This window comes from Alsobacter metallidurans (genome assembly GCF_014636935.1).
Taxonomy (GTDB): domain Bacteria; phylum Pseudomonadota; class Alphaproteobacteria; order Rhizobiales; family Beijerinckiaceae; genus Alsobacter; species Alsobacter metallidurans.
In genome coordinates this window covers 176,883-198,588 of record NZ_BMES01000003.1, presented here as the reverse complement: position 1 = coordinate 198,588, position 21,706 = coordinate 176,883, and the positions used below count along the sequence as shown (strand labels likewise).

At 68.5% G+C, this 21,706-nt stretch carries 27 protein-coding genes; 22 read left to right on the top strand and 5 right to left on the bottom strand.

The features are described 5' to 3' along the window. Positions 1–9: 9 nt before the first annotated feature. From IEV99_RS21760 to IEV99_RS21750, 3 genes are read right to left on the bottom strand one after another with little or no spacing between them, the layout of a single operon-like run. A complete protein-coding gene (locus IEV99_RS21760; protein ID WP_188519948.1) occupies positions 10–522 on the bottom strand; it encodes a TRAP transporter small permease in 513 nt (170 codons plus the stop codon). Beyond that, the gene (locus IEV99_RS21755) at positions 519–1,505 is read right to left on the bottom strand and encodes a TRAP transporter substrate-binding protein (RefSeq protein WP_210318694.1); all 987 of its coding nucleotides are present in this window, start codon (positions 1,503–1,505) and stop codon (positions 519–521) included. Before IEV99_RS21755 ends, IEV99_RS21760 begins: the two co-directional genes overlap by 4 nt. Before the next feature lie 45 nt (positions 1,506–1,550). Continuing rightward, positions 1,551–2,702: a mandelate racemase/muconate lactonizing enzyme family protein gene (locus IEV99_RS21750; protein ID WP_188519947.1), complete on the bottom strand. Its 1,152-nt coding sequence runs from the start codon at positions 2,700–2,702 to the stop codon at positions 1,551–1,553. A gap of 111 nt (positions 2,703–2,813) precedes the next feature. Here IEV99_RS21750 and IEV99_RS21745 point away from each other — a divergent pair, with 111 nt between their 5' ends. The 4 genes from IEV99_RS21745 to IEV99_RS21730 all read left to right on the top strand — a co-directional run bounded on the left by IEV99_RS21745 (position 2,814) and on the right by IEV99_RS21730 (position 6,089). Beyond that, positions 2,814–3,722, top strand: a complete 909-nt coding sequence (locus IEV99_RS21745; protein ID WP_188519946.1) for a LysR family transcriptional regulator — start codon at positions 2,814–2,816, stop codon at positions 3,720–3,722. Positions 3,723–3,834: 112 nt separating this feature from the next. Continuing rightward, complete coding sequence (locus IEV99_RS21740; RefSeq protein WP_188519945.1) at positions 3,835–4,257, top strand: ribbon-helix-helix domain-containing protein; 423 nt, start codon at positions 3,835–3,837, stop codon at positions 4,255–4,257. Between the two features lie 25 nt (positions 4,258–4,282). Beyond that, positions 4,283–5,425 carry an extracellular catalytic domain type 1 short-chain-length polyhydroxyalkanoate depolymerase gene (locus IEV99_RS21735; RefSeq protein WP_210318693.1) on the top strand — a complete coding sequence of 381 codons (1,143 nt, stop codon included), beginning with the start codon at positions 4,283–4,285 and terminating at the stop codon, positions 5,423–5,425. Positions 5,426–5,747: 322 nt separating this feature from the next. Beyond that, on the top strand, positions 5,748–6,089 hold the full coding sequence (locus IEV99_RS21730) for a hypothetical protein (protein ID WP_188519943.1): 342 nt from the start codon (positions 5,748–5,750) through the stop codon (positions 6,087–6,089). 60 nt (positions 6,090–6,149) lie between these two features. Here the strand turns inward: IEV99_RS21730 and IEV99_RS21725 are convergent, their stop codons facing one another. Continuing rightward, positions 6,150–7,085, bottom strand: coding sequence for an FkbM family methyltransferase (locus tag IEV99_RS21725; RefSeq protein WP_188519942.1), 936 nt, complete (start codon positions 7,083–7,085; stop codon positions 6,150–6,152). 220 nt (positions 7,086–7,305) lie between these two features. Between IEV99_RS21725 and IEV99_RS21720 the strand changes: the two genes are divergently transcribed. Next, positions 7,306–8,619, top strand: a complete 1,314-nt coding sequence (locus tag IEV99_RS21720; protein ID WP_188519941.1) for a DUF1521 domain-containing protein — start codon at positions 7,306–7,308, stop codon at positions 8,617–8,619. 182 nt (positions 8,620–8,801) lie between these two features. Here the strand turns inward: IEV99_RS21720 and IEV99_RS21715 are convergent, their stop codons facing one another. Further along, positions 8,802–9,182, bottom strand: coding sequence for a hypothetical protein (locus IEV99_RS21715; protein ID WP_188519940.1), 381 nt, complete (start codon positions 9,180–9,182; stop codon positions 8,802–8,804). 153 nt (positions 9,183–9,335) lie between these two features. Between IEV99_RS21715 and IEV99_RS21710 the strand changes: the two genes are divergently transcribed. The 17 genes from IEV99_RS21710 (at position 9,336) to IEV99_RS21630 (ending at position 21,545) form a co-directional block, all read left to right on the top strand. After that, entirely contained in the window at positions 9,336–9,731 is a 396-nt protein-coding gene (locus tag IEV99_RS21710; protein WP_188519939.1) for a hypothetical protein, read from the top strand. Positions 9,732–9,733: 2 nt separating this feature from the next. Continuing rightward, on the top strand, positions 9,734–10,195 hold the full coding sequence (locus tag IEV99_RS21705) for a hypothetical protein (protein WP_188519938.1): 462 nt from the start codon (positions 9,734–9,736) through the stop codon (positions 10,193–10,195). Continuing rightward, positions 10,192–12,288 (top strand): type III secretion system export apparatus subunit SctV, encoded by a 2,097-nt coding sequence (gene sctV, locus IEV99_RS21700; protein ID WP_188519937.1) that lies wholly within the window; start codon positions 10,192–10,194, stop codon positions 12,286–12,288. The genes IEV99_RS21705 and sctV overlap by 4 nt, the downstream gene beginning before the upstream one ends. An 88-nt stretch (positions 12,289–12,376) precedes the next feature. Then, complete coding sequence (locus IEV99_RS21695) at positions 12,377–12,760, top strand: hypothetical protein (RefSeq protein ID WP_188519936.1); 384 nt, start codon at positions 12,377–12,379, stop codon at positions 12,758–12,760. After that, positions 12,750–12,926 (top strand): hypothetical protein, encoded by a 177-nt coding sequence (locus IEV99_RS21690; RefSeq protein ID WP_188519935.1) that lies wholly within the window; start codon positions 12,750–12,752, stop codon positions 12,924–12,926. The genes IEV99_RS21695 and IEV99_RS21690 overlap by 11 nt, the downstream gene beginning before the upstream one ends. A gap of 24 nt (positions 12,927–12,950) precedes the next feature. Beyond that, on the top strand, positions 12,951–13,394 hold the full coding sequence (locus IEV99_RS21685) for a hypothetical protein (RefSeq protein ID WP_188519934.1): 444 nt from the start codon (positions 12,951–12,953) through the stop codon (positions 13,392–13,394). A 17-nt stretch (positions 13,395–13,411) separates the two neighbouring features. Continuing rightward, positions 13,412–14,140, top strand: a complete 729-nt coding sequence (gene sctJ / locus IEV99_RS21680) for a type III secretion system inner membrane ring lipoprotein SctJ (RefSeq protein WP_188519933.1) — start codon at positions 13,412–13,414, stop codon at positions 14,138–14,140. A gap of 110 nt (positions 14,141–14,250) precedes the next feature. After that, entirely contained in the window at positions 14,251–14,763 is a 513-nt protein-coding gene (locus IEV99_RS21675; protein ID WP_188519932.1) for a hypothetical protein, read from the top strand. Positions 14,764–14,858: 95 nt separating this feature from the next. Beyond that, positions 14,859–15,395, top strand: coding sequence for a hypothetical protein (locus IEV99_RS21670; protein ID WP_188519931.1), 537 nt, complete (start codon positions 14,859–14,861; stop codon positions 15,393–15,395). A 10-nt stretch (positions 15,396–15,405) separates the two neighbouring features. Continuing rightward, entirely contained in the window at positions 15,406–16,743 is a 1,338-nt protein-coding gene (locus IEV99_RS21665; RefSeq protein ID WP_210318692.1) for a FliI/YscN family ATPase, read from the top strand. Then, positions 16,733–17,197, top strand: a complete 465-nt coding sequence (locus tag IEV99_RS21660) for a hypothetical protein (protein WP_188519930.1) — start codon at positions 16,733–16,735, stop codon at positions 17,195–17,197. Before IEV99_RS21665 ends, IEV99_RS21660 begins: the two co-directional genes overlap by 11 nt. Continuing rightward, entirely contained in the window at positions 17,194–18,147 is a 954-nt protein-coding gene (locus IEV99_RS21655; RefSeq protein WP_188519929.1) for a hypothetical protein, read from the top strand. Before IEV99_RS21660 ends, IEV99_RS21655 begins: the two co-directional genes overlap by 4 nt. Then, positions 18,144–18,794, top strand: a complete 651-nt coding sequence (gene sctR / locus IEV99_RS21650) for a type III secretion system export apparatus subunit SctR (RefSeq protein ID WP_188519928.1) — start codon at positions 18,144–18,146, stop codon at positions 18,792–18,794. Before IEV99_RS21655 ends, sctR begins: the two co-directional genes overlap by 4 nt. 7 nt (positions 18,795–18,801) lie before the next feature. Beyond that, on the top strand, positions 18,802–19,071 hold the full coding sequence (locus tag IEV99_RS21645) for an EscS/YscS/HrcS family type III secretion system export apparatus protein (protein WP_188519927.1): 270 nt from the start codon (positions 18,802–18,804) through the stop codon (positions 19,069–19,071). Positions 19,072–19,073: 2 nt separating this feature from the next. Then, a complete protein-coding gene (locus IEV99_RS21640) occupies positions 19,074–19,874 on the top strand; it encodes an EscT/YscT/HrcT family type III secretion system export apparatus protein (protein WP_188519926.1) in 801 nt (266 codons plus the stop codon). Between the two features lie 8 nt (positions 19,875–19,882). Further along, on the top strand, positions 19,883–20,923 hold the full coding sequence (locus tag IEV99_RS21635) for an EscU/YscU/HrcU family type III secretion system export apparatus switch protein (RefSeq protein ID WP_188519925.1): 1,041 nt from the start codon (positions 19,883–19,885) through the stop codon (positions 20,921–20,923). 67 nt (positions 20,924–20,990) lie between these two features. Next, on the top strand, positions 20,991–21,545 hold the full coding sequence (locus tag IEV99_RS21630) for a hypothetical protein (RefSeq protein ID WP_188519924.1): 555 nt from the start codon (positions 20,991–20,993) through the stop codon (positions 21,543–21,545). The last annotated feature ends 161 nt before the right edge of the window (positions 21,546–21,706 follow it).

The following is a 21,706-nucleotide window of genomic DNA, read 5'->3' as shown; positions in this document are numbered from 1 at the left end:
AAGGGCCCTTCAGACCGCGGTTTCGAGTTCTTCGCGCTTGGGATCGAAAAAGTGCGCCACCACGGCCAGCATCGCCACCATGGCGCCTGCCGGAACCGCCGCGTACGCGAAGCTCACCGGGATTTCGAGACCGGCGAGGTTCTGGAAGCGCACCCGGGACGTGAGGTCGACGCCGTACCAGGCCAGGATGGCGAGCAGCCCCATGGTGGCGACCGCGATCGCGGCCTCCAGCGCGCGGCGCTGCGGGCCGCTGACCAGCCGGTAGAGAAGGTCGACGGACACCAGCGAGCCGGCCCGCACCGCGGAGGCGAGGCCCAGATAGGCCATCCAGATCAGCAGCACCCGGATCAGGGGCTCGGACCAGGTGGCGGGTTCGCCGAGCACGAAGCGGGTGAGCACCTGGAAGAGGCCCACGCAGGCGGCGGCCGAAAGCGCCGCGCAGCCCAGCCAGAGGCCGGCCTGCGTGACGACGTTCTCGACCGCCAGCAACGTGGCGACGGCCGGGTGGCGCGCGCGCGTCATTTCTGGTCCTTGATGCGCGCGATGGTGGCGTCGCCGAAGCGCTTGCCGAGCTCCGCGAAGGCAGGCTTCAGCAGCTCCTGGAACTTGGCGGTGTCGACCTTCTCCACAACCTGCAGGCCCTGCTTGCGCAACTCGTCGACGCCCGTCTTCTCCACCTTGGCGACCTCGTCCTTGCAGACCTGCATGGCCCGCTTGGCTGCGTCCAGGAAGAGCTGCTTGTCGGCGGCCGAGAGCGCCTCGAAGGGGCGCGGCCCCATCACGAAGCCGACGGGCGTGAAGGCGTGGTTGGTGAGCGTCAGATATTTCTGCACCTGGCCGAACTTGTTGTTCAGGATCGCGCCGATCGGGTTCTCCTGGCCGTCGACGACGCCCTGCTGCAGCGCGGTGAACACCTCCGGCAGCGCCATCGGGGTCGGCAGGGCGCCGAGCGCGCGCCAGACCTGGAGGTGGATCTGGTTTTCCTGGGTGCGGATCTTCAAGCCCTTCACGTCCTCGGGCCCGTTCACCGGGCGCTTGCTGTTGGTGAGCTGGCGAAAGCCGATGCCCCCGAAAGCGAGCCCCTGCAAGCCCTTGGCCTTGAACTTCGCCAGGATCTCCTGGCCGATCGGTCCGTCCAGCACGGCCTGCGCGTGGTCGAAGTCGCGGAACAGGAACGGGATGTCGAAGACCTGAACGTCGGGCACGAAGTTCGCAATCACGGAGGTGGACGGGACCGCGAGGTCCACGGTGCCGAGCTGCAGGCCTTCCAGCACCTCTCGGTCGCCGCCGAGCGCGCCGCCCGGATGAAGGCGGATCTCTATCCGGCCGTTCGTCTTGGCCTTGATCTCGTCCGCGAAGCTCTGCATGGCGACGCCCTCGGGGGCGGTCGCGCGGCCGACAAAGCCGAGGTTGAGGACGGTGGGTTGCTGGGCGGAGGCCTGGGCGGCGGCCGCCAGGCAGGCCGCGCCGATCAGCGCGGAACGCAGCAGGGTTTTCAACTTCAAGGTCGTGTCCTCCGGGATGTGGTCGCGGTTGGGCTCCGCGATCCGCTAGGCGATGGTCCAGTGGTCGGTGACGAAGGGCGCGAGCCGTTCGGGAGAGAGGTCGAGGCCGAGGCCCGGACCGTCCGGGACCGCGACCGCGCCATTCTGGTCCAACGGATGGTCGGCCAGGGCGGTGCGCAGCGGGTTCTCGGACGGATCGTACTCGAACAGCGGCCAGCGCTGGCGGCCGCGTCGCTCCGGCAGGCAGGCGGCGAAATGGAGCGAGGCCTGGAAGTTCACGGCCGAGCCCCAGACATGCGGCACCACCGCGACCTCGAAGGCGTCGCAGAGCGCCGCGATCCGCATCGCCTCGGTCAGGCCTCCGCAGAGGCCGAGGTCCGGCTGGATGAACTCGAACACGCCCGCCGTCAGGTAGTCGCGAAAGGCGCGCAGGCCGAACAGCGCCTCGCCGCCCGCGAGCGGGACCGGGCAGCGGGCCGCGAGCCGGCGGTAGCCTGGCAAATCGTCATGCGCGATGGGCTCCTCGAGCCAGACCGGATCCACCTCGGCGAGCCGCGCGGCGATCGCGGCCGCGCCCTCGACGCTGAAGCCCTCGTTGAGGTCGACCATCAGCGGCATGGCGTCGCCGATCTGGTCCCGCACCTTGCGGGCGACGGCCCCGTCCTGCGCGGGGTCGGTACCCATGCGCAGCTTGATGGCGCGAAAGCCCGCATCGAGATAGCCGCCGATGTCGGCCTCGAAGTCGCGATAAGGATCCGGGCCGGGCTTCATGAAAGGCCCGCTCACATAGGCGCCGATCCGGTCGCGGAGCTTGCCGCCCAGCATGGCGTGGACCGGCTTGCCGGCGATCTGGCCGGCGAGGTCCCAGAGCGCGACGTCGAGGCCGCCAAGCGTCATCGTCGAGAGGCCGCGCCGGTCGTAGCCGAGCTTGACCGCCATGGCGTGCCAGCCCGCCCGTGGCGTGGTGGCGTCGCGGCCCAAAAGCACCGGAGCAAAGAATTCCCGCGCAAGCGCCGCGGCGGCGCCCGGATAAGCCCAGGTCTCGCCCCAGCCGCTCGCGCCGGTGTCGGCCGTGACGCGAAACAGAAGGGCGCCCCGGCGGTCGAACATCTGGCGGGAATTGCCGACCATCTCGCGCAGCTGAACAGACAGCTCGAACCCTTCGACGCGGACGATCCTGGGCGGGGTAGACAGCATTTCGGCGTGGTGCTCCAGCGGTGAGCCAGATAAACCAGCTTTGCGGAATTTAATCTAATTGGAATATCTGGACCCGGATCGATCAGGTTTTCAAATTCGTGTGGAGCGAACATGCGGTTCACGATCGCGCAGATCGAGGCGTTCTTCTGGACCGCGAGGCTCGGCTCGCTGAGCCGCGCGGCTAGCCACCTCCACATGGCGCAGCCGACAATTTCGCTTCGGCTGCGCGACCTCGAGGCGGCGCTCGCGGTGAAGTTGTTCGCCCGCAACGGGCGCGGGCTGGCGCTCACGGCGGATGGCCTGGCGCTGCTGCCGCGCGCCTCCGCGCTGCTGGAGGAAGCCGACCGCATCACCCTGCAGACGGACCCTGCCGTGGTGACGGGCAGCATCCGGGTCGGCTTCGCGGAAGGCTTCGCGATGACGTGCCTGCCGACTCTGCTCGAAACCGTGCGGGCGGATCATCCCTTGCTGAAGGCCGAGTACGTGGTGTCAATCAGCTATGAGCTCGAGCGGGAGTTGAGCGACCGGCATCTGGATCTCGCCGTGCTGGTGAATCCGACGGGCCGCAACGCCATGCGACTCGTTCCGCTGGGCGTGCAGGACACCGCCTGGGCGGCGTCGGTGAAATGGGGGCTCGGCCCGCAGGTGCGGCCGTCGGACCTCCACCACCTGCCGATCGTCAGCAATCCGCCGCGCTCGGCCATGTTCCGGCAGATCAAGGACTGGTTCGCAACGGCCGGGCTGGAGCCGTCCCGTCTCGACATCTGCTCCAGCGTGGCGGTGATCGGGCATCTCGTCTCCTCCGGGGCGGCGCTGGGCGTTCTGCCGGTGAGGATGATCGAACCGGAGGTCGAGGCCGGGCGCGTGCAGGTGCTGCGGCCCACGCCGGACCTGATCCACGGGCGGGTTTATGCAAGCTATCCGGAGGGCGGCCTGACCGCGCCCGTCAACTCGATGCTGAAGTCGATCCAGAAGGCGCTCGCGACCATCAACTACCTGAAGGTGAACGTCGAAGCCTGAGCCACAGGTCGCCTGCGATCGGGGCGCCGCCGCACAGGTTTCGCCGCCGGGGGTTGCACAATGGCGGCGCACACCCATTTACCATCCACCGGGATGGTGATTGGATGGTAAGATGGTTGCGAACGTGACAGGCGAGGCGTCAAAGCGAATTCCCGACAGTGAGAAGATCACGATCAATCTCGGCTTTGTCGATCTCGGCCAGATCGACCTGCTCGTACGCGAGGGGTTCTACTCCAACCGCACGGACCTGATCCGCACCGCCATCCGCAACCAACTCGGTCAGCACGCGGACGTGTTGCGCCAATCGCTCGCCCGGCACCGCTTCGATCTCGGCTTGCGCCGCTATGGACGTGTCGAGCTCGAGGAGGCTCGCGCCGCCGGCGAGACGCTGCACATCCAGGTCGTCGGGCTCGCGGTGATCGAAAACGACGTTCCGGCCGAACTCGCACGCGACGCCATCGCGTCCATCCAGGTGCTGGGCGCGCTCCAGGCGAGCCCCGCCGTCAAGACCGCCCTCCGCGATCGCATTCGCTGAGGCCCCCATGATCAAAGGATCCCCCATGACGACCCGCATCCTCGCCGGCCTTGCCGACGCCACACGCCTGACCCGGGACGGCCGCGTCTCCGAAGCGCTGGCGACGATCCGCCGGACCCTGGCGACGGGCGCCAGCCCCGCGCCGGCCGCTGATGAGAAACGCGCGCCAGGCGCCCTGCCGCCGCGCCCGGGCGTCGGCGCCGGAGCCTTCGGCCAAGGCCTGTCCGGCCTTGGCGGGGCGGCCGCGTGGCTCAACCCGCAGGGGACGCCCGCTCCCGGACGTGCGCCCGCGGTTCCGGCCGGCGCGCGCTTCGAGGAGCGCGCCTTTTCGGGGACGGCAGGAAGGCTTGGCTACAAGCTTTATGTCCCGAGCGGACACGGCGCCCAGCCCATGCCGCTGGTGGTCATGCTGCACGGCTGCACGCAGTCGCCAGACGACTTCGCGGCGGGCACCCGCATGAACGAGCTTGCCGAGGAACACGGCTTCCTGGTGGCTTATCCGGCGCAGACCAAGGCCGCCAACGCGTCGCGCTGCTGGAACTGGTTCAGCGCGGCCGACCAGCAGCGGGACCGAGGCGAACCCGCCCTGATCGCCGGCGTCGCGCGCCAGGTCATGGCCGAATTCACGGTCGCGGACGGGCGCGTCTACGTGGCGGGCCTGTCGGCCGGCGGGGCCACGGCGGCCATCATGGGGGTCCTTTATCCCGATCTGTTCGCGGCCGTCGGGGTGCATTCCGGCCTTGCCTGCGGCGCCGCGCGCGATCTTCCCTCGGCGCTTTCGGCCATGCGCGGCGGCGCTTCGCCCGTGAACCTGCCGCGCGGCGGGGCGGCCGCGCCGCCGACCATCATCTTCCACGGCGACCACGACAAGACCGTGCATCCGGCCAACGCCGCGCTGGTCGCCTCGCAGGTCGACGCCGGCGCGGTGGCTGAGCGGGATGTTCAGAAGGGAGAAACGCCGCAGGGCGTGCGCTTCACGCGTCGGGTCGAGGCGGACCGCAACGGCGTTCCGGTGCTCGAGCACTGGGTCATCCACGGCCTCGGCCACTCGTGGTCCGGCGGCAGCCCGGCCGGCTCCTACACGGATGCGCGCGGGCCCGACGCCAGCCGGGAGATGATCCGCTTCTTCGAGCATCACCGCGTCGCGAGCGTCCGGACGGGCGGCTGAGCACGGGACGCGCCGGCCGCCGCACCGGCCTCCAGATGTGTCCAGACAGGTTGGCGTCCGTACATGGTGCACGGAGTCTTGCGGGACTCTATCGACCGGTCCTGAAAGCTCAAACGCATGGTCCGAATCTATCGATGAGTCTGGCCATGCGGCGCAGAAAGTTGAGACCGTCGGGTCGACTCATCGCGCCCTCGGTCTCTATTTGCGGAGGGGTGAAATCGGACTCAGCGCCGAGTCGTTAACTTTTGTCTTTAAGGGATGGAAAGAAAAGACTACAAGCGAGTTCGTACAGCCGGGGGGTCTTTCCAGAGGGAGACTTACGATGGGCGAAGCTGCAGCGATCGCGGGAGCACCAAACGGAGTAGTCACTTCGGCTCCACCGCGTCCGGCGCCGAACGATACAGCCATACTCGACAGCCTGAGCCGGGTGTTGCTTGCAGACGCCAAGCAGACCTCCGACATGCCCCGCGGGCTGTTGGCGGAAAGCAAGCGTTTGCAAGCAGTTACGCGGGTCGTCAACGCTTATCACAGCTATCTGGCGACGGTGGCCGGCCGGCAGATGGACGAGATGACGACCGGCGACATCGCACGCCTCGGCATGATCCTTAAGATCATCGAGGAGATCGAGGTGAACGATCGGGGTCGGCGCCTGTCGAACGGCTGATTTCACGGATCCCACGGCGTCCGGCCCTCGTGGGCCGACGTCCGGCCCTTGCGGGCCGGCTCAGCCGTCGTGGATCTGTCCGCCGTCGTACCCGCACGCAATTCGTCCCATTGCGGCGCGGAATGCGTCCGTGTCGATTTCGGCGCGCGCCGCCGCGAGCGCGTCGGGCGTAGCGGCGAGGCCGCGTCCGCGCACGAGGATCCGGGCGAGCGCGTCCGCATCCAGATGCGGCAGGTCGGCCCAAAAGCCTTTGGCAAGCACGCCCGCAAGTGCGTGGTCGGGATGCCGCGCGTTCTCGGGCGCGCGGCCGATCTCGTACATGTGCGTCGCGGATCCCCAGTCAACCCGTTCGGCGGGCAGGCGCTCGAAGATGTCCGGCCGCTCGTGCGCGACATAGAAGCGGTTAAGCGTATCGAAGAGCCGGAACCGGTAGCCCTGCGCGAGCAAGAACGGCTCCCAAGCCTCCCAAGCGCGTTCCCCGGCGCCGGGCGTTACGGCTTCGGCCACCACAACCGCCGGACGAAACCTTGCCCAGTCATTGCCGGCTAGCACGTCCGCCTCGGCGCCTTCCACGTCGATCTTCAGGAAGTCGATCGCGGTGACGTGGTTGCGCTCGCACAGGGTGGCGAGCGTCACGCAGGGGAGCACCACGGTGGTGTAGGCGGCCCCGAAAGCGTCCGCCGCGCGGGCGTGCTCCTCCACGGTGGTCGAGAAGCCGTGCAGGCGCTCCACCTGGTGGAAGCGGGTTTCGCCGTTCTCCCTGCCGATCAGGCCCTCGTGGATGACGTCGCGCGGGCGAAGCCGGGGATAAAGCGCGGCCAGCTCGTTTTGCGGCTCCGCCACGATCCCGCGCCACCCCCGCTCGTAGAAGAACTGGCTGACGTTGTCGGCCGTCGGGTGGCCGCCGCCTACGTCGATGTAGAACCCTTGCGCCTGGCCCGCAAAGGCGAGCGAGAGGTGAATGTCTTCCAGATTCTGGGCGTAGGACAGCAGCATGGATCGCCTTTGCGCGGCCGAGGGCCGGGATCATGGCGCATTCCGGCGCTTGCGTCATGTGCAGCCGCAAGAATTGCAGCCAACGAACAACTTGCGGTTGTTAAGTAGTCTACGCAGCTCTCTGTAGTCGGAGCGGCTATTCGAAAACCTTCCTGAATGAGAAGTTAAGGACATGAGGAAGCAACGCATCCTCCACGTCTTCAGGTAAGGGAGCACTACGATGTTGGGAAACATTCAGTCGGCGCAGTATTCGAGCAACGCCTCGGCTAGCAGCAGGGTTAGCGGTTCTGAATTCAACCGTTCGGTTTCGACCTGCGCCCCGACTTCTTCGTCGGGCAACGTCAGCTCCATCCTGAGCGAGATCCGGAGCGAGCTTAAGAACATCGATAAGCTTCTGCAGCAGCTCGTGTCGCAGCTCGGCGGCGGCCAGGGCGGCTGCGGGTCGAGCGGCGGCTCCGCCAACAGCGGCGCCTCGACGTCCGGCTCGGGGCAGACGGACACCGGCAGCGTCATCAAGGGCCTGCAGAGCGAACTCGACTCCATCCAGAACACGCTGTCGCAGATCGGCGACCAGCAGGGATGGGGCCGCAGCTACGGCCAGAACGGCGTTTATGGCGGCCAGCAGGGCGGCTACAACCCGCAGCCTTCGCCTGTGGCCGGCGACGGAGGTTGCGCCCGCCAGCCCGCGCCCTGCCCGACCCCGGATCACCCGCGTGTGGGTCACCCCGGCGGCAACTGGAACGGCGGCCAGATCGACTGCAAGCCGCCGATCAAGCATCCCCCGGTCGACTGCCCGCCCGGCAAGATCCCGGTGGACGTGCCGAAGCCCCCGATCGACACCAAGCCCCCGGTTGACTGCCCGAAGCCGCCGGTGGTGGTGTGCCCGCCGACCCAGCCGAAGCCGCCGATCGACACCAAGCCCCCGGTCGTCAAGCCGCCGGTGGATTGCCCCACCACTCCTCCGGTGGTCGTGTGCCCGCCGGTCCAGCCGAAGCCCGGTTGCGATGACAAGTGGTCTGTGGGCGAGGTGAAGGACGGCAAGGGCGAGATCAAGCTCGGCAAGGACTACACAATCAACTTCGACGAGAGCAAGGAAGAGTTCCTTGTGAAGAACAACTGCACCGGCGACGTGACCCGCGTCTGGGGCGACCCCCATGTGGACGTCAAGAATGACGGAAAGAATGACTGGAACTTCAAGAAGGACTCTACTTTCCAGCTGAAGGACGGCACCAAGATCACGGTCGGGACCGTGAACGGCGAGGGCAAGAAGGCCTCCGAGAACGACCATGTGAGCTACTCGTCCAAGCTGACCATCACCAAGGGCGACAAGGCCATCCAGGTGACCGGCCTCGCCGGCAACCATGACGGCAAGGACAACGTGAAGGTCACGACCTCCGGCCACGGCAGGCAGATCGACAAGGCCACCGACGACGGCGTGACCGTCAAGGAAAAGAAGGGCGGCTGGGACCTGAACGGCAAGACCGTCACCCAGGGTGACGTCGACAAGGCCGAGAAGGGCGTCAAGGCCCACTAACCTCTCTCAAGCCTCAACTCTGAAGGGCGGTCGCGATGCGGCCGCCCTTTCTGCGTTGGCGCCCGGCGCGCCGACACGGCGTTTCGAAAGGGGTCCGAGCAGCCAGACAAAAAAACGCCGCTGCGGGATCACCCGAAGCGGCGGCGCAACGCCCGGAGGGCGAGGACGATCAGGGAGAGAAGTCAGTAGCGTCCGATGATGGGGGCCACGTCGGCGCAGGGCCCCCCGATCAACCTGGGTGTCGGCGGCTCGGCCACGATCCGCACCAGCGCACCTGGGAGGCGCTCGCCGGGGCGGTGCGCCCCGCAGCTGACCAACTTTTCGCGCGGCGGGTTCGCGGGCGTGGAAATCAGCCCGATGATCGAAGTTTGCGGATCGCGGGGCCGCTGCTGAATGGCCTCGCGTCCCGAAGGCTGGGCCGCGGCTTCGCGCCTCGCCCGCAGGGCTTCGGCGAACTCGGCTGAGCCGCCTCCTGCCGAAAGCGGGCCGGGCGCGCTCGTGCGGCCCTGGCCCTGGATGGTTATGCTCATCGCGGTGGTTCCGGTTCTAGGATCGTTGTTCATCGCAAGCGTGAGCCCTGACCGCCATCCGAGCGGAACACTGAGATCTGCGTAGCCTCGTTAACCGACCATTCACCATGCCGGGCGGAGTCTCCGTATCCTTAAGCAATCCAAAAGCTAGCGGATGTCATTCTTCGCTCATCGAGGAGGTCGTCCGTGTCACGCTGGGATGCTGCGAAATCTGCCGAGCGCGGATCGACGCCGGACCGCATTCGCGCGGGCGCGTTTGAGCCGCAGGCCCGCCCGGCGCAGCCCTGGCGGGAGCTCCCGGTCACGGCGGTCGCGCCGGCCGCGCAAAAGCGGTTCACGCCGAGCGCCGAGGCTCCCGTCGAGAGCGTCAGGCTCATCGCGGCCGACCTCGCGCCCCTCGCCCGCCCGGCCGACGCGCTGATCGCCGACCTGTCGCGCATTGAAATCACCTTGTCTCGCCTTGGCGCGTCCCCGCAGGAGAGCCAGTCCGTGGACATGGGCGCGGAAGCAGTGCGGGAGGTTCTGCGCCGCATGCGCCTCGTGATCACGGCGGCCGACGCCCTGGTGACCGGGGAGCAATGACCATGACGGCCCGCTTCGCCGGCTTGGGCGCGCCGTCCCGGCCGCGACCTTCCACCTTGATCCCGCCCGCCTTCGACCGGGCGGACGGCTTCGGTGCGCCGCCCCAGTCGGCCGTGCGCCCGCTCGCGCTCGCGGAGGCCGATATCCGCCTGCTGAACGCCCTTGCGGCCCACCAGATCCGCTACGGCAAGCCCGCCGAGGCGTTGGCGATGCTGCAGCTCACGGTGCGGCTGGCGCCCGGCGACGCGCAGAGCCTCAGGCTTTTGTCGGAAGCCTTCCTGGCGACGGGCGACGGCGAAACCGCGCATGCTGCGCATATGGCCTACGAGGCGGCGGCCGGCCGTGAGGCAGCCACGGCGGGCTTCCAGCTGCGGCGGGCGCGCATGATGACGGCGCTGCGGCGGTTCGGCGAGGGCGTCGAAGCCTTTGCGCAATTCGTGCAGTTGCGGCGGTCCGGCCGATGATGGCGTTTCTCACCCGCACCCTCCACCGCATGCGCGGCCGGCAGGACGTCGCCCTGATCGCGATCCTGCTCACCGCCGTGCTGGTGATGATCATCCCGATGCCGACGTTGATGCTCGACGTCCTGATCGGGCTCAACATCACGATGACAATGGTGATCCTGATGGTGGCGCTCTACATCGAGCGCCCGACCAGCTTTTCGACCTTTCCGGCCGTGATCCTGATCGCCACGACGTTCCGGCTGTCGATCTCGATCTCGACCACGCGGACGATCCTGACCGAGGCCGACGGCGGCGACATCGTGGCCACCTTTGGCAACTTCGTGACCGGCGGCAACCTGGTGGTCGGACTGGTGATCTTCCTGATCATCACGATCGTGCAGTTCGTGGTGATCACGAAGGGCGCCGAGCGCGTCGCCGAGGTGGCGGCCCGTTTCGTGCTCGACGCCTTGCCGGGCCGGCAGATGAGCATCGACGCGGAGCTGCGCGCCGGCGACATCGATCCGGCCGAGGCGCGCGAGCGGCGGCGCAATCTCGACAAGGAGAACCAGTTCTTTGGCGCCATGGACGGCGCGATGAAGTTCGTGAAGGGCGACGCCATCGCGGGCCTGCTCATCGTGGTCGTGAACCTCGTCGGCGGCATCGCGATCGGGGCCTTCCAGAAGGGCATGCCGCTCGGCCAAGCCGCGTCCACCTACTCGCTGCTGACCATCGGCGACGGTCTGGTGGCGCAGATCCCGGCGCTGCTGCTGGCGCTCTGCGCGGGCGCGATCGTGACCCGCGTCACCACGGAGGGCGGGGCCGACCTGGGCGGCGACATCGCGGCGGAGCTCGCGGGCAGCCAGCGCAGCATCGGGGCGGCCGGCGTGGTCGTGTCGGCGATCGGGCTCGTGCCGGGGTTTCCGGCGCTGTTGTTCTTTGCATTCGGCGGCGTCCTGATCTGGGTCGCGTGGTTCATGCCCGGCAAGGCGCCGGGCCGACGCTCCGGCGCGTCGCGCGGCCGCACGGCGGACGGCGCCACGGACGCCGAACCGACGCCCTCCGCGGATTCGCATCCTCATGAGCGCCTCGCGATCCGGCTCGGCGCAAACGCGTTCGGGCGGCTCGATGGGCGGGCCTTCGCGCAGGCCCGCGACGCCCGCATGGACGCGTGCCGCCGGCGGCTCGGCGTTCAAACGCCGCGCTTCGGGATCGAACTCGCCGACGAGCTCCCTCCCGACACCGTGAAGGTGCTGTTTGATGGCGTGGCGCTTTTCGCCGAAGCCGTTGCGGCGGACGCGACCGTGCTGGAAGGCGACGCCGCCATCCTCGACGCCGCGGGGGCGCCGCGTCGCCCCCTGGCCCGCGGCTGGCGGCGGCCGCACGGCTTCTGGGTCGACAGCGCGGAGGCGGCGCGCCTGATCGACGCCGGCTTGCGCCTCATCTCGTTCGAGGACCTCCTCGCGCATGCTGGCGTGGAGCACTTGAAGGCGCAGTCCGCCCTGACGCTCGGCTTCGAGGAGGCGCATGCGCTGTTCGCCGAGTTGCGCACCTCGCATCCGCGCCTGGCCGAGCAGGCCGGCAACGCCGTGCCGATGCCGCGCATGCTGGACGTGATGCGCCGGCTCGCCGGCGAGCAGGTTCCGCTCGTCCCCGCCCAGACCTTTTTCGAGGCGCTTGCCGAGTGGGGACAGCGCGAAACCGATGCGGCCGTGCTGGCCGAGCACGTAAGGCGCGCGATGCGGAGGCAGATCTGTGACCAGATCGCAGACGCCAGCCGTGTGCTGCCCGCCTACGTGGTCGAGCCCGGCCTGGAGCAGCAGCTGCGCGAGTCGTTGCGCATGACCGAGTCGGGCGTGTTTTTGATGATGTCGAGCCGGCTGTCCAATACGCTTCTCGAGCAGATCGAGACCATCGTGCGGCCGGAAGATCCTGCCGCTCCGCCGCCCGTGGTGGTGACGGCGGTCGACCTTCGGCGTCATCTCGCCCATTACCTGCGCTCCCACGATGTGGGCTTCGCGGTTCTATCGTTCCAGGAAATCGCGCCGGAGTTCACGTGCCAGCCGGTTGGCACGCTCGTGGCGGAGCCCCGGGGCGAGCTGAGGTCTGTGGCATGACGGGGCGCTTCTACGTAGGCGCCTCGGCGCCCGGCGCGGATCTTCTCCGGGTCGCCTTTGCGTCATCATGCGGCATCGGAGAACCGTGATGCCCAACCGCAAGTTCGATCCGCAGGCAGTTCAAGCGACCCGCCCGCAAGCCAATCGTGGGCGTCCGTTCCGTGATCTGGCGGCCGACTATGTGGACGCCGTGAAGCGCGGCGCCTTGCAGCCGGACAGCGAACTCTCCCGCCTGGTGGAGGAACGCGACCCAGCCGGTCGTTTCCGGACGCTCGGGCTCGCGATGCGCGACAAGGACCAGGGGCGCATGGCGGATGCTGTCGCCAAGTTGCGCACGTTGCGGTTCAGCAAACGCGAGGTCGCCGCACAGGCGGCCGAGCAGATTGCGCAGCTTTCCGCCCTCGGTGAATCACAGACCGGCGGACGCAAAACCCTTTCAGACACCACGAGGAGATCCCGCCATGGCTGGTGAAATCCAAGGCGCGGCGACCGGCGCCGCATCCACGGCGAACACGGCGGCCGCCAGCACGGGCAACGCCGAAGAACTGAACAAAATGGTGATGAAGTTTACCGAGAAGCTGGCCGACAGCGTCTTCACGAGCCTGTTCTCGTCGCTTCTCGCCGATGGCGGCGACTGACGCCATTCCGACGAGGTCAAACGCATGAGCATCCAGGCGATCGGCGCGGCGACGTCGCAACTTCCCGGCGCATCCGCCCAGGCGGCCACGCAGGCGCGCGCCGCCGCGGGCGACACGTTCAGCGTGGCGGCTGCTTCGGTGCAGACGCAGGCCGCCGCGCCTGCCCCAACCGGCTCGCTCACCGAGACGCTCGGTTCCGTACACGACACCATTCAAAGCCTCCGCCCGTCGCCGACCATGGCGACCGACCCGATCGAACGGCAGGTCGGCGAACTGCTCCCATCGCCCTGGGTGAACTCCGGGGTGGCGCGGGCGGGCGCGACCGCCGGGCCAGAACCGCAGATGACGCCGGCCGACGGCTTCAAGGCGCTTGAGAAGAGCTACGACCACGCCATTTTTGTGAACCTCGTCAGCCAGGTCATGGGGGGCGTCTCCCATTCGGTCAGCACCCTCGTGCGGCAGTCATGATGCGTGACGCCCGGTTCATGCCCGGCTATTCCGCTCTCGGTCGCCTGGCGCTACGGGTTCTCGTGGCGACCGGCCTCGTGCTGGCGCTGGCCGGCTGCAAGGCCGATCTCTATGACGGCCTGCAGGAGCGCGAGGCGCTCGAGATCGTCGGCATTCTTCAGAACGCCGGCATCGAGGCGGGCCGCACCCGCGCCAAGGACGGAACCTACGCGCTCTCGGTGGAACGCGACCAGACGACGCGGGCGATCAACGTGCTCAGCGCGCGCGGCCTGCCACGGCAGCGCTTCGAGTCGCTTGGCGGCATCTTCGACAGCAAGCGCATCGTCTCCACCCCGATGGAGGAGCGAGCGCGGTTCATGTACGCGATGAACCAGGAATTGGCGAACAGCATCACGCAGATCGCCGGCGTGGTTTCGGCCCGGGTCCACGTGATGCTGCCCGAGGACTCGCCGCTGGAAAGGGATCGCCGCTCGCCCCGCGCGTCGGTGTTTATCTACCATCGCGCCGATCTCGACATGTCTCGCCATGTCGCGACAATCAAATACCTGGTGACCAACAGCGTGGCGGGGCTGAACTACGAGGACGTGGCGGTAGCGCTGTTTCCCTCCGCGCAGGGCACGGAACTTAGCCGGCAGCCTCTCTCGGTCGGCAGCCTCGCGCCCTTTGGTGTGCTTGCGCTGCTCGGCCTCGGGCTGGCGCTGTTTCGCCGCCCGCTTCTCCGCCTCATCGGCTCGCAGGATTTGTGAGAATGCTCACGTTGCTGCACCCCGCCGTCGCGGAAGCGCCCGAGCCGCCTTTCGCAAGCCTCGACCCGAGTTGGGCGGCGGACTGGGCCGCCAGCCTCGCATCCCCCTCCATGCGCGCGATGATCTCCCGCGATCCCAGGCTGCGGGAGCGTCTGCCGTCCATGCTGGCGGTGGCCCACCAGGCCGGCCGACTCGAGGCGGCGGCCGTCAGCGTGGCGGATCTCGGCGCCTACCGGGCGTTTGTGGCCGATCCGGCGCGCTTCCGCCACCTGCTCGGCCTGGCCTGGCATGCGCGCGCGCTCAGCCGGGTCATCGACGGCGACCTCCTGCGGGCGCATGGCGGGCAGATCGACGCCACCGACCTGCCGATCGTAATGAGCTTCGCCGACATCGAGACGGAATGCGAAGCGCTGCCGCAGCCAGGGCGTCTGCTGCAGGCGGCCGAAACCGTCGCGTTGCGGCTGATCCAGGCTTGGGCGGCCGGCCTCCCGGCTGCCTACAGGGCGAGGGTCGCTTTCTGTGTTCCTAAAAACATCAATCTAAATTTTGATCAGTTAGAGTTCGAAAACCATTATCTGGCATTGATTGTCCATCGGGTCGCGGAGGCGTTGCGTCGCCCGTAAGGATGGGGGCACGGGTGGAGAGCGCGCAGAGTCTCTACAAAGGCCGTGTGATCAGGCGACGCGCGCCCGACCAGGCGTCCCCGTCAAGCGCCGCCGTGCAAGCCGTGCCGCCTGCCGTCGAGATCGCCCACAAGCAGGCGGCCGCGATCGTGGCGGCTGCGCGCGCCGAGGCCGAGGGCCTGCTGGCCTCCGCCCGCGACGCCGCCGAGATCGAACTCGCCGGGAGGCTCGCGGCGCTGGACCGCGACTACCGGCGCGATCTGGTCGACCTGCAACCGCGTCTGGCCGAACTAGTGCGGCGCGCCGTCGAGGAAATCCTGGACGAAATGCCGCCGGCGGCCCTGGCGACCAAGCTGGTGAAGCGCGCCCTGCGCGACCTGCCGCATCGCGACGTGGTGTTGCGCTGCGCGCCGGGGGACGTCGACCGCGCCGAGATCGCCGTCAACGCCATTCGGGCCGAGGGGGCGCGCTTGGTCCCGGCCGTGACTGCGGACCCGCTGATCGAGGCCGAGGCCTGGAGGCTGGAGGCCGGCGGCGTCGCGATCGAGATCGGCGCAGGCGCGCAGGTCGAGATGCTCTCGGGCGTTCTTTCGGCCGCCCTGCAGGACGACATCCGCCTTGGGCCCGCATGAGCCCGCACCAATGAACGCCATGAGGGTTCTGGGACAAGCGGCTGACAGGATGGCGGCGGGGATCGCCCGCCGGCCGCTGCGGCGCACCGTGGGGCGCTTGACCGAGATCGGGCCGGGCGGCCTCGTCACGACGCTGAGCGACCTGTCTGTCGGGGAGATCTGCCGGCTCGTGGAGCCTGGCGGAAGCGAAATCCTTGGGCAGGTGATCGCATTGCGCGATGGCGGCGCCGTTCTGGCGCCGCTGGGCGTGATCGACGGGCTGTCGTCGCGCACCGAAGTGCTGCCGCAGCACGATCCCTTCACGTTTCGCTGCGGGACAGGGATGCTGGGCGGCGTCTTCGACGGGCTCGGCCGCCCCATGGACGGCCGACCGCTGGCCCGCGACGGCATGCAAACTCGCGGCGTGGCGCCGCGCTCCACGCCGCCGCTGGAGCGCCCGCTGATCTCCACGCCCATCCAGACCGGGTTACGGGTAATCGATGGGCTCAACACGTTGGGCGTCGGTCAGCGCATCGGCGTATTCGGGCCGCCGGGCGGCGGCAAATCCTCCCTGCTTGGCGCGCTGGCCCGCAACGCCGCCGCGGACGTCTGCGTGCTGGCGCTGATCGGCGAGCGCGGCCGCGAGCTGCGGGAGTTCCTGGACCGGCAGTTGCCGCCCGCGTTCCGCGACCGCTGCGTCGTGGTGGCGTCCACGTCGGACCGTCCCGCCATGGAGCGCGTCATCGGCGCGCATGTGGCGACGTCGGTGGCGGAGCAATTCCGCGAGCAGGGCGCGCACGTGCTGCTGCTGCTCGACAGCGTGACGCGCTTCGCCCGCGCGCTGCGCGAGGTCGGGCTGGCAGCCGGCGAGCAGCCGGTGCGGCGCGGCTTCACGCCCTCCGTCTACGCCGAGCTGCCGCGGCTGATCGAGCGCTGCGGCGGCGACCGCAACGGCGCCATCACGGCCATCTACACGGTTCTGCTGGAGAACGAGGGCTTCGGCGACCCCATCGCCGAGGAGGTGAAAAGCCTCGCGGACGGGCACATCCTGCTGGACTCCAAGCTCGGCCAATCGGGCCACTACCCGGCCGTGGACGTGCTGGGCAGCGTCAGCCGCCTCATGGGCGAGATCGCCACGCCCGAGCACCGGGCCGCGGCGGCTCGGTTCCGGGCCCTCCTGGCGCGTTATCGCGACATCGAGCTGCTCGTGCAGGTCGGCGAATACGCGGCCGGCTCCGATCCGTTGGCCGACGAGGCGCTGCGCCGGCGCGGCGCCATGATGGACTTCCTGGTGCAGGCCGGGCGCGAGGCCACGCCCATGGGCGAGACGCTGGACCGGCTCCGCGTGGTGGTCGGCCATGGCGAATAGCACCCGCACCCCGCTGGCGCGCATCCATGAACTCGCGCGCATGCGCGCGAGCGCGGCCCTGCAGCGCGTCGCTGCCGCCGAGACGCGGGCGACCGCAGCCCAGCGCGCCGCCGCGGCCGAGCGCGACGCCAGGACCAAGCTCGTCGCCACGCAGGCCGATCAGCGCGCCGAGCGCATCGCCGGCATGCTGGCCGGCCCGGCGACGCCGGTGCGGCTGGCGCGCATCGGGCTGCAATACGACATCGACGCCGAGGACCTCGCCGCGCAGGAACGGCGCATCGCGCAGAGCCAGGCCGAGGCGGCCGTCAAGCTGCGCGATCTGGAGCGCGAGCGCGCCGAGGCCCGGATCGCCAACAACCGCGAGATCAAGCTCGGCGCCTCGCTGGAGCGGATTGGGCGAGGCGAGCGGCTGGCCGAGGAGGGCGCGTCCGAAGAGGACGCGGGCGACCGATGACCGTCCACGCCGCCCACCCCAGAGGGAGCCGGAGCCAGCCGCAGCGCCGCATCGCGGACCGGCTGGAGGAGCTGTGGTTCGCGACCGCCTGGATCCTGCGGCTGGAGGCCGGCGGCGTGGATTTCGTGCTGCGCCCGCGCGCTCCGTCCGGGTCGCTGCCGCAGGGCCCCGCCATCGCGGGCTTGATCGGGTCCGATCGCTTTGCGCTCGTGCTGCCGGACGATCTCGTCGCCGCCACGCTGGCGCGCGCCCCTGAGCCGATCGGCTGGAACGCGCTGGCCCCGGCCGACGCCGCCCTGGTGCTGGAATGCCTGCTCGGCGACGCGCTGGGCGCGCTTGAGACGCGCCTCGGGCTGCCGATCAGCCTCGAGAGCGTTATCCCGGCGATGGGGGCCACCGACGAGGCGGCCCTGACCTTCGAGATCATGACCCCGGGCGCAATCCACCCTTGCGCCGCCTTTCTGCACGGCCGCGAACCGCGCGGCCGCATGGCGCAGGACCTCCTGCGGATCGTTGGCTGGGGCCCGGCCGTCATGCCCGGGCAGTTGCTCGTGGTCGGGCCGGTGGATCTCGACGACGCAGAACTCGCCGACCTGCAGCCCGGCGACACCATCATGCTGGACGGCGCAGCCACCGACTTCCTCGACGGCGCCATCCTGTACGACGACGGTTCGGCGCGTCCGGTCACGATCCAAGGCGGCGCCGCCACGCTGGCGGACGCCGAAATGGCGTCGGCCGCCCAGATGCAGCGCGTCGGCGCCGTCGACCTCCTGATCGGATCGGTGCGCGCGCCCGTGATGGCCGAGCCTGGCGCCGTGGCGCCGTTCCGCTCGTTCGAGGACGGCCGCGTGCGCCTGCGCCGCTTCGGGGCGGTGATCGCGCTGGGGGAACTCGTCGAGACGGACGGCCGGATTGGCCTGTCAATCAGCTCCGTGGAAGCAGACCGATGAACCCGTCCGACAACCTCTTCGCGATCCTGCTGTTCGTGGCCGGGATGTCGTTCCTGCCGCTGATCGCCGTGACGGTGACGGGCTTCGCCAAGATCTCGATCGTAATCTTCATCGTCCGCAACGCGCTCGGCATCCAGCAACTGCCGCCAAACATCATCGTCTACGGTCTGTCGCTGATCCTGTCGGTCTATATCGCGATGCCGGTGATGAACACGGCCTATACCGCGGTTCGCGACGCGCGCCTTACCTACAAGACTTTCAGCGACTACGAGGAAGCCGGCTCGCGCGCGTCAAAGCCACTCGAAACCTTTCTGCGCAAGCATACGGACCCGGCCAAGCTCACCTTCTTCGTCCAGTCCACCGGCAAGATCTGGGCGGGCGATCGCGCCCCGCCGCTGGCCGAGAACAGCCTCGCCGTGCTGGTGCCGGCCTTTCTGCTCACCGAGCTCACCAAGGCCTTCGAGATCGGGTTCCTGCTCTATCTGCCGTTCATGGCGATCGACATCATCGTCACCACCGTGCTGGTGGCGCTGGGGCTCATGATGATCCCGCCCAACACCATCGCGACGCCCTTCAAGCTGCTCCTTTTCACCTTCGTGGACGGCTGGACCAAGATCGTCCAGGGCCTCGTCCTCAGCTACATCTGAGGGCGCGATGGCCAACTCGACCCTGGCGCTGGCGCTGTATCGCATCCTGTTCGACTGCGTGGTGTTCGTCGGGCCGCCGCTGCTGATCGCCACCGTGGTGGTGTTCATCATCGGGCTGCTGCAGGCCGTCACGCAGTTGCAGGAGCAGACGCTGCCCCAAACCGTGAAGATCGTGGTGATCGGCTTCGTGCTGCTGGCCTTCGGCGGCGTGCTCGCAGGGCCGCTCTACGCGTCCACCAATGAGATTTTCAGCAGCTTCTACCTGTATCGGCGCTGACCGTGGAGTCGCTGCTCACGCCCGCGGTGGTGGATGCGCTCTACGCCAAGTTCAGCCTGCTGTCGCTCGCGATGGCGCGGCCCTTCGGCGTCACGCTGCTGTGCACGATCTTCGCCTGGGCGCATCTTAATTCGGGCCTCCTGCGGGCCGGCTTCGCGATGGCGCTGGCGCTTCCCTTCATGCAGCCGCTCTGGATGGGCACGCAGCCTTATCTCGCCGGCCTGGAAGGGCCATTTCTCCTTTATGTGGCCAAGGAGATGCTGATCGGCCTTCTGCTGGGCTTCCTGGTGTCGCTGCCGTTCGAGACGCTGGTGGCGGCGGGCGGCGTTATCGACAGCTATCGGGGCGCGACCGTGGGAGGCTCGTCGCCGAGCGGCGAAATCACCGCCTACGGGCAGATGTTCATCATCATGGGCCTGTGGCTCTTCGCTTCGCTGGGCGGTTTCTGGCTGCTGGCCGATCTGCTCTACCGCAGCTACGCGGTCTGGCCGGCCGGCGAGCTCCTTCCGCCCCTGTCCACCGCGGCGCTGCCGGCGCTGCTGGCGATGATCATGGGGCTGATGCGCGCCACGCTCGTGATGGCGGGTCCGGCCGTGATCGTGATGATCGCCTGCGACCTCGTGTTCATGATCTCGGGCCGCCTCGGCAAGCAGCTCAACGTCGTGTTCCTGTCGGCTTCCGTGAAGGGCATGGTGATGCTGCTGATCGCGCCTTTGTTCGCGCTTGCGCTCGTGCGCCTGATCGGCCCGTCCGTCACGGCCGTCGATCCCGTCGAAACGGCGCTGCGCGCCATGTTGCGGTGAGCTGAACGATGGCGGGCGGGTCCGAGGAAAAAACGCTTCCCGCAACATCGCGGAAGCTCGAGGAGAGCCGCCGCAAGGGCCAGGTCGCATCCAGCTCCGATTTCGTCGAGATGGCGGTCCTGCTGGCCGGCCTCGCCTATGTGGTGAGCCAGGGCCACGTCTTCTTGCGACAGGCGTTGACCTGGTTCGACTTCGCCACAAAGGCAATCCGCCACCCCCACGCGCTGGCGGCAGGGTCCGTGCAGCGGATGGGCATGGACCTTCTCGCCTCCCTCGCTCCGCTCTTGGTGATCGTGGCCGGGGCCGGCGTCCTGGCCAATATCGGCCACAAGCGCGGGCTCGTGGTGTCGGCCGAGCCCCTGAAGCCAGACCTGCAGCGGATCAGCATCTCGGCCGGCTTCGGACGCATCTTCAGCGCCAGGAGCGCAACCGAGTTTGGGATCACGCTGCTGCGCTGCGGAATCTGGTTCGTGGCCGCCGGCATCGCGGTCTGGGCTGTGCTCCCCACCGTGTTCAATGCCGCGACATGCGGAGCGCCATGCGTGCTGCAGAGCGGCTACGACCTCCTGAAAACCCTGCTACTGATCGCCGTCGTGATCCTGATGGTGGCGGGCGCGCTGGACCTGCCGCTGCAGACCGCTTTCTTCCTGAAGGAAATGCGCATGTCGCATTCCGAGGTGAAGCAGGAGATGAAGCAGATGATGGGCGCGCCCGAGGTTCGCAACCGCCGGCGCGAGGCGCACCAGGAGGCCGCGCGCGGCGTCGGCTCGCTTGGGCAGGCCAACGTGATGGTGGTCAGCGCCGCCTACGCGGTGGCGCTCTGGTATGATCGCAATGAACAACCGGTCCCGATCGTGATGGCGAAAGGAAGGGGTCCTAACGCCGATCGGATGATCGAGGCGGCCGGCCGGCTCGGCGTGCCGGTGGAGTCCGACCCGGACCTCGCGGTGGCGCTGTATGAATCCGGAGGCGTCGGCGCTCTCGTTCCCCAACGGTGCTTCGACGCCGTGGCAGCGCTCTTGCTCAGAACCAACACGCTGCGCCTTTGAGGCCGACTTGCGCGGTCGGCGGACGTCCGCGACAGTGCAGCTTGAGCTGAGCCATGGTTCGGGAACGATGACGCTGGATAGCCGCAAGCCGAAGCGACCGCACGAAGACGCAGGCCCCATCAGCCTCCAGCGAGTCGATGCTGCGCCGCCAGTTTCGGCCCGGACGATCTCGGTCGACTTGCCCACCGTCCTGCCGCCGCCCGAGGCCGCGCCAACCTTCGAAACCGTCCGGATTATCCCACTCTTCCAGTTGCGCACGACGCTGGGCCGCCGTTTGGCGAGTTCGACGCGCTGGGTCGAGGCTTCTGCCGAACGCGCGACCGAGGCCCGGCGGGTCGTCGCGATCGCGGATGCGCTGAAATCGGCGTCGGCCGCGGCGGCCCCCGACATCGCGGTAATTCGGCGCGCCGGAACGGGCGCGGCCATCGCGACCGTCTACTCGGTGCTGAACGGCGCCGTGTTCATGGACGCCGACGCGTGTGGCGACTGGGCCGAGGGGCGCGAGGATGCGGCCTTTCTCCACGCGCTCGCCAATGCGCTGACGGCGCTGCGGGACCAGCAGATGCTCCAGGGTGGCACGCGCGACCTGCCGCCGCTGTCCCGCCGCGAACCACTGCATTGAACCGCCGAATGAAAGCTCTCTCGCGTGCTTTACTTACGGTTGCATAATACAACCTGAGGTAATTAGTACTTTACGTCAGTAGTTCGGTTTCAGCACGGAACGCGATGGCACGTAAATAGCTGATGCTCCTACGTACTCGTTCCCGATTGGGCGAGCATCGT

What these genes read in the sequence shown, in the direction of transcription:
- IEV99_RS21760 (WP_188519948.1), bottom strand. Translation starts at nt 522, where the DNA reads ATGACGCGCGCGCGCCACCCGGCCGTCGCCACGTTGCTGGCGGTCGAG.
- IEV99_RS21750 (WP_188519947.1), bottom strand. Translation starts at nt 2,702, where the DNA reads ATGCTGTCTACCCCGCCCAGGATCGTCCGCGTCGAAGGGTTCGAGCTG.
- IEV99_RS21745 (WP_188519946.1), top strand. Translation starts at nt 2,814, where the DNA reads ATGCGGTTCACGATCGCGCAGATCGAGGCGTTCTTCTGGACCGCGAGG.
- IEV99_RS21740 (WP_188519945.1), top strand. Translation starts at nt 3,835, where the DNA reads ATGGTTGCGAACGTGACAGGCGAGGCGTCAAAGCGAATTCCCGACAGT.
- IEV99_RS21735 (WP_210318693.1), top strand. Translation starts at nt 4,283, where the DNA reads ATGACGACCCGCATCCTCGCCGGCCTTGCCGACGCCACACGCCTGACC.
- IEV99_RS21730 (WP_188519943.1), top strand. Translation starts at nt 5,748, where the DNA reads ATGGGCGAAGCTGCAGCGATCGCGGGAGCACCAAACGGAGTAGTCACT.
- IEV99_RS21725 (WP_188519942.1), bottom strand. Translation starts at nt 7,085, where the DNA reads ATGCTGCTGTCCTACGCCCAGAATCTGGAAGACATTCACCTCTCGCTC.
- IEV99_RS21720 (WP_188519941.1), top strand. Translation starts at nt 7,306, where the DNA reads ATGTTGGGAAACATTCAGTCGGCGCAGTATTCGAGCAACGCCTCGGCT.
- IEV99_RS21715 (WP_188519940.1), bottom strand. Translation starts at nt 9,182, where the DNA reads ATGAACAACGATCCTAGAACCGGAACCACCGCGATGAGCATAACCATC.
- IEV99_RS21705 (WP_188519938.1), top strand. Translation starts at nt 9,734, where the DNA reads ATGACGGCCCGCTTCGCCGGCTTGGGCGCGCCGTCCCGGCCGCGACCT.
- sctV (WP_188519937.1), top strand. Translation starts at nt 10,192, where the DNA reads ATGATGGCGTTTCTCACCCGCACCCTCCACCGCATGCGCGGCCGGCAG.
- IEV99_RS21695 (WP_188519936.1), top strand. Translation starts at nt 12,377, where the DNA reads ATGCCCAACCGCAAGTTCGATCCGCAGGCAGTTCAAGCGACCCGCCCG.
- IEV99_RS21690 (WP_188519935.1), top strand. Translation starts at nt 12,750, where the DNA reads ATGGCTGGTGAAATCCAAGGCGCGGCGACCGGCGCCGCATCCACGGCG.
- IEV99_RS21685 (WP_188519934.1), top strand. Translation starts at nt 12,951, where the DNA reads ATGAGCATCCAGGCGATCGGCGCGGCGACGTCGCAACTTCCCGGCGCA.
- sctJ (WP_188519933.1), top strand. Translation starts at nt 13,412, where the DNA reads ATGCCCGGCTATTCCGCTCTCGGTCGCCTGGCGCTACGGGTTCTCGTG.
- IEV99_RS21675 (WP_188519932.1), top strand. Translation starts at nt 14,251, where the DNA reads ATGCGCGCGATGATCTCCCGCGATCCCAGGCTGCGGGAGCGTCTGCCG.
- IEV99_RS21665 (WP_210318692.1), top strand. Translation starts at nt 15,406, where the DNA reads ATGAACGCCATGAGGGTTCTGGGACAAGCGGCTGACAGGATGGCGGCG.
- IEV99_RS21660 (WP_188519930.1), top strand. Translation starts at nt 16,733, where the DNA reads ATGGCGAATAGCACCCGCACCCCGCTGGCGCGCATCCATGAACTCGCG.
- IEV99_RS21655 (WP_188519929.1), top strand. Translation starts at nt 17,194, where the DNA reads ATGACCGTCCACGCCGCCCACCCCAGAGGGAGCCGGAGCCAGCCGCAG.
- sctR (WP_188519928.1), top strand. Translation starts at nt 18,144, where the DNA reads ATGAACCCGTCCGACAACCTCTTCGCGATCCTGCTGTTCGTGGCCGGG.
- IEV99_RS21645 (WP_188519927.1), top strand. Translation starts at nt 18,802, where the DNA reads ATGGCCAACTCGACCCTGGCGCTGGCGCTGTATCGCATCCTGTTCGAC.
- IEV99_RS21635 (WP_188519925.1), top strand. Translation starts at nt 19,883, where the DNA reads ATGGCGGGCGGGTCCGAGGAAAAAACGCTTCCCGCAACATCGCGGAAG.
- IEV99_RS21630 (WP_188519924.1), top strand. Translation starts at nt 20,991, where the DNA reads ATGACGCTGGATAGCCGCAAGCCGAAGCGACCGCACGAAGACGCAGGC.